This is a genomic window from Oleiphilus sp. HI0061, assembly GCF_001635675.1.
Genome location: NZ_LWFE01001247.1, coordinates 1 through 5,341, shown reverse-complemented (window position 1 = coordinate 5,341; position 5,341 = coordinate 1). Strand labels below are relative to the sequence as shown.

General features: G+C 45.6%; 6 protein-coding genes. All 6 read left to right on the top strand.

From position 1 onward, the window contains the following. A partial coding sequence (guaA, locus tag A3735_RS19565; protein WP_082885940.1) for a glutamine-hydrolyzing GMP synthase occupies positions 1-1,000 on the top strand: 1,000 nt, incomplete at its 5' end. A gap of 10 nt (positions 1,001-1,010) precedes the next feature. Further along, positions 1,011-1,541 (top strand): tRNA adenosine(34) deaminase TadA, encoded by a 531-nt coding sequence (gene tadA, locus A3735_RS19560; protein WP_068511818.1) that lies wholly within the window; start codon positions 1,011-1,013, stop codon positions 1,539-1,541. 82 nt (positions 1,542-1,623) lie between these two features. Further along, positions 1,624-2,622, top strand: coding sequence for a UDP-glucose 4-epimerase GalE (gene galE / locus A3735_RS19555; RefSeq protein WP_068554357.1), 999 nt, complete (start codon positions 1,624-1,626; stop codon positions 2,620-2,622). Further along, the gene (locus tag A3735_RS19550) at positions 2,622-3,044 is read left to right on the top strand and encodes an HIT domain-containing protein (protein ID WP_068511823.1); all 423 of its coding nucleotides are present in this window, start codon (positions 2,622-2,624) and stop codon (positions 3,042-3,044) included. Before galE ends, A3735_RS19550 begins: the two co-directional genes overlap by 1 nt. Before the next feature lie 9 nt (positions 3,045-3,053). Beyond that, entirely contained in the window at positions 3,054-4,310 is a 1,257-nt protein-coding gene (locus tag A3735_RS19545) for a hypothetical protein (protein WP_068511824.1), read from the top strand. Positions 4,311-4,320: 10 nt separating this feature from the next. Beyond that, positions 4,321-5,244, top strand: a complete 924-nt coding sequence (locus A3735_RS19540) for an alpha/beta fold hydrolase (RefSeq protein ID WP_068511827.1) — start codon at positions 4,321-4,323, stop codon at positions 5,242-5,244. The last annotated feature ends 97 nt before the right edge of the window (positions 5,245-5,341 follow it).

Sequence of the window (5,341 nt, the reverse complement as noted above, 5' to 3'; positions counted from 1 at the left end):
TTTAAGTCACTTTGTANAAGATATTTGTGGTTGTGAATCACTTTGGACGCCAGCAAAGATTATTGAAGATCAGATTGAACGAGTTCGTGCCCAAGTGGGTGATAAGAAGGTCTTGCTAGGTCTATCTGGAGGTGTTGATTCTTCAGTGGTTGCGGCGCTATTGCATAAAGCCATTGGTGATCAGTTAACCTGTGTTTTTGTCGATAACGGCTTGTTACGTAAGAACGAAGGCGACATGGTGATGGAGATGTTCGCCGAAAACATGGGCGTCAAAGTCATTCGTGCTGATGCTGAAGACTTATTCTTGGGTAAGTTAGAAGGTGTTTCTGATCCCGAGAAAAAGCGAAAAATCATTGGTAATACCTTTATTGAAGTCTTCGATGAAGAAGCAACCAAGATTCAAGACGTTGACTTCTTGGCCCAGGGTACTATTTACCCGGATGTCATCGAATCTGCTGCAGCGAAAACGGGTAAGGCGCATGTTATTAAGTCTCACCACAACGTAGGTGGCTTACCAGACGATATGAAGATGGACTTAGTTGAACCTTTACGCGAGCTATTCAAAGACGAAGTTCGTAAGATGGGCTTAGAGCTAGGTCTGCCTTACGACATGGTGTATCGCCACCCCTTCCCAGGGCCTGGCCTAGGTGTTCGTATTTTGGGGGAAGTGAAGAAAGAATATGCAGAAGTTTTGCGCGAAGCCGACGCTATCTTCCTGGAAGAACTTCATAAGGCAGACTGGTATCACAAAACATCACAGGCATTTGTTGTCTTCTTGCCGGTTAAGTCGGTGGGTGTTGTAGGGGATGGTCGTCGTTATGAATGGGTTGTTTCGTTACGTGCCGTTGAAACAATTGACTTCATGACCGCTCGTTGGGCGNACTTGCCTTATGAATTACTAGAGACGGTATCGAATCGAATTATTAACGAGATCGAGCATATTTCGCGTGTCGCATACGATGTCAGCTCTAAGCCGCCAGCGACGATTGAGTGGGAATAATTAGTAAGAAATGACGAAAGATAAGGTCGCATCAAAAAACTCTGGTAAGGAGCAACGCATAATTGATGAGCGTTGGATGCGACGCGCCTTGAACCTTGCAGAAAAAGCGGGCGCTGAAGGTGAAGTGCCAGTTGGAGCTGTCTTGGTTAGAGGTGAAGAGGTTTTAGGTGAGGCCTGGAACCGCCCCATCGCTAGCTGTGACCCGAGTGCCCACGCTGAAGTGAGAGCTATTCGGGCAGCAGCAGAACACGAAAGAAATTATCGCCTGCCTGGTACGACACTTTATGTCACCATAGAGCCTTGCACGATGTGTATTGGAATGCTGGTTCATGCTCGAATTGATCGTTTGGTGTTTGGCGCTCGTGAGCCTAAAGCGGGTGCGGTAGTGAGTCAGAATAACTTATTGAGTCACCCTTCCATGAATACCGAAATAGTCTATGCTGAAGGAATATTGGCGGAACAATGTAGTCAGATAATACGGGACTTCTTCGCGTTTCGCCGCCAACAGAAAAAACAGATCCGGCAGAATGCTTCACAATAATATTTTTTTCATATCAATCTTTTATAATAATCAAGCTAGGCTGTTGGATAGATAAATTCAGAAACAAAGGAAAGTAGAAAGAATGAAAGTACTTGTAACGGGTGGTGCGGGCTATATTGGTAGCCATGTTGTAAAACAGTTGGGTGAATCAGGCCATGACATAGTGGTTTACGATAACTTATCGACCGGCTATGAGTGGGCGGTGACCTATGGTGAGCTTGTTGTTGGTGATATTGCTGATGTTGAAAAACTTGATCAGGTTTTTGCCAAGCACAAGTTTGAAGCAGTCTTACATTTTGCCGCGAACATTGTGGTGCCCGAGTCAGTCGTAAATCCACTTAAGTACTACAGTAACAATACTCGTAATACCCTGAATTTACTGACTATTATTGAAAAGTATAAAACGCCTTACATGGTATTTTCGTCAACGGCGGCTGTTTATGGTATGCCGGAAGAGAAAGTAATTAGCGAAGATATGCCACTAGCGCCAATCAACCCTTACGGCGCATCGAAAATGATGAGCGAGCAAATGATTCGTGACCTGTCGGCAGCCAGCGATTTGAATCATGTGATTTTGCGTTACTTTAACGTTGCCGGTGCTGACATTACCAGCCGTTTGGGGCAGGCAACCCCCGAAGCGACTCATCTGATCAAGGTCGCTTGTGAATGTGTAACAGGTGAGCGCGATGGTATGGTGATCTTTGGTACGGATTATGAAACACGTGATGGTACCTGTATCCGCGATTACATCCATGTTGATGATTTGGCTAAAGCGCATGTTATGGCGCTCGATTACATGGCGAAAGGCGGTGAATCGCAAATCCTAAACTGTGGTTATGGCCGTGGCTTTACGGTCAGTGAAGTAATCGATACGGTTAAGGAAAAGTCAGGGCAAGACTTTCCGGTTGAAAATGTCGACCGCAGAGCAGGTGATCCTGATGCGCTGATGGCAAATAATGCCAAAATCAAAGCAGTACTAGGCTGGGAGCCAGATCATGATGACTTAGGTGTGATCGTTAAGTCTGCTTTGGATTGGGAAGCTAAGTGGCAGAAACAAAAAGCTGAGAGTGCAGGCGCTTAATGGCAGACTTCAAACTCGACTCACGCCTGGAAAACGATACGATTCACATAGCGTCTTGGCCATTGTGCGAAGTCTTATTGATGAATGATGTTCAGTATCCATGGCTTATTCTTGTTCCTCGCGTGGGTGATGCAACGGAGTTGTATCACTTAAGTGATGAGCAACGTCAGCAGTTAGATCTTGAGTCGATGTATCTTGGGCAAAACCTAATGCAGCTATTCTCGGGTGATAAGCTTAATATTGCCGCCTTGGGGAACGTTGTAAAACAGCTACATATTCATCATGTTGTGCGTTTTGAAGGTGACCCGACATGGCCAGCGCCAATTTGGGGTAAATTGCCTGCTCAGTCTTATAGCACAGATGAACGCCAGGCTACCTTGCTCAAGCTTAAGCGTATTATTGATAAAGACTGGTCTAACTAGTTATTGTCAATGAAGTACGACAGTTCAGCCGTTTCCAAATACCTGGATACCTATGCAGAGCCTGATATCCAAGCTCTGCAACGCTCCCTGGAAAGACCTTTCGACGCTGTGCTGGTTATTCCTGTTTATGATGAGCCCATCACTCAACTCTTAAAGATTATCGATAAAGTTAGCGCTCATTCGGCTGTTTTGATTTTCGTTTTCAATGCACCGGATGTTGATGAGCCTGAAGTTGCTGCTGCGCAGCAGCGAACACGAGAGGCGCTTGAAAGTCTGGTAAAGCAAACGCAGGCTAGGCAAGAGTCTGAGCTATTTCGAGCTAATATTTCCTCCACGCTGACCCTATATTGTATGAGCTATTGTCACGCGGAGCGCCTGTTGTCACCAAAGCAGGGAGTTGGGCTTGCCAGAAAACTCGGTATGGATCTCGGCCTAAAGCTCGTGCAGCAACAATATTTGAGTACCGGGAAACTAGCCGATTGGCTGCATTCAAGTGATGCGGATGTGAGTTTACCTGAGAGCTATTTTAATATCTCAGTGGATGACTCAAGCGCTGCCGCTGCGATTTACCCCTTCAAACATATTGCTGAGCTCGGGTATGAAACAGCGATGAGCTTGTATGATCACTCCTTGCGTTATTATGTTGATCAACTCCAGCAGGCTGGTTCACCTTATGCCTTCCACACAATCGGGTCATTGATAGCTGTTAGCCCTATCGCTTATGCGCTGGTGAGGGGGTTCCCGAAACGTTCAGCAGGTGAAGACTTCTATTTATTGAATAAGCTCGCGAAAGTTGGGCGTATTCATTCCTTGGAAGCTCCCACGATAGAAATTTCCGGGCGTCCTAGTCACCGTGTTCCCTTTGGCACCGGACCTGCGCTGCTAAAAATTAGCCGCATGGAAAAACCTGACAAGGTTTATACTTTCTATCATCCACAGTGCTTCAAACTGTTAAAAAAACTTCTAAGTATCATTTCAAATTCAGGACAGTCCTTCTCGTCTGCTGAGCTTCTGTTTGAAGCGATTAAAGATACAATGAGTGATGTCGATAGTGCAGCAGTGATTCAAGCGCTCTGTAATTTGAAGATAGAGAAGCAATTTAAACATCTTTCCCAAAAACGTGATTCGATAAGCTTTCAACGCGCTTTTCATATCTGGTTTGATGCTTTCGTCACGCTGCGCTTTATTCACGAAGTGCGTGACAGTCACTACCCGAATGTTAGTTTTAATGAGCTGCCTGAATTATCAAGCGAGATAGACCGGTAAGAGAGTTTTGATGACAGATACCTTAAGCAGAAGTGGAAAGCAGAGTGTGATTTCAGGTTTGATTCCCTGGGAATACCAAACCGGTTCAGGCATGACTTTAAGAGGCCATTACACCGAGCCTAGCGGTAAGCCTATGATCCACTTTATTCATGGTAATGGCTTCTGTGGCCTGACTTTTGAAAATCTTTTATCGCACTTTCAAGCTGATTATGACTTGTTTATCAGTGATGGTCAGGGGCATGGCGACAGTGATGCTGGTGGAAAATACCCAGGTTGGAATCGAAGTGCCAAGTATTTTGCAGAGGTATGGTCGAATTTTGAAGGTATGTGGGGCAAGGTGCCACGCATCGCGATGGGGCATAGCTATGGTGCCATCATGTCGACACTGATTATGTCTAGGCAGCCGAAATTATTCGATATGGGAATCCTAATGGACCCTGTCTATATGCCTCCAGTGATGGCGCGAACCGCGACAAGCCTAAAGACGCTTGGTTTGTCAAAGCGGATGCCCCTCGTTCGACAAGCCAAGGCTCGAACAGAGTCTTGGGAAAACTTCCAGGCCGTTTGGGATTACTTATACCAACGAGGTACTTTTAAGGGCTGGAAAGATGAGTGTCTTAAGTCTTATATTGACCATGCATTGATTGAAAGTGACGATGGCTCAATGCGCTTGAAATGCCCGCCTCGTATTGAAGCATCTATCTTCTCTGCTTATGCTAAGGGACTATGGCCAGCGATTCGCCGCATTGAAGCACCGATGACCATGCTCTATGGTGATCGGACTTACCCCTTTGTGAAACGCTCTAAAGCAAAAGTTCACGAAGCAAATTTGAATTACGATTTTATTGAAATGCCGGGTGGGCACTGTTTTATGCAAGAACAGCCTGAGCGCACGGCGCAAGAGATCAAACAAAAACTACGATTTAGTTTGTAGGTTTATGATGCGTTTAAGAGATCTAAAAGGCTTGGGTCCAAAAAGCGAAGCGGACTTGCTTGCTGTTGGCGTCTGTTCTGTAGAAGAGTTAAATCGG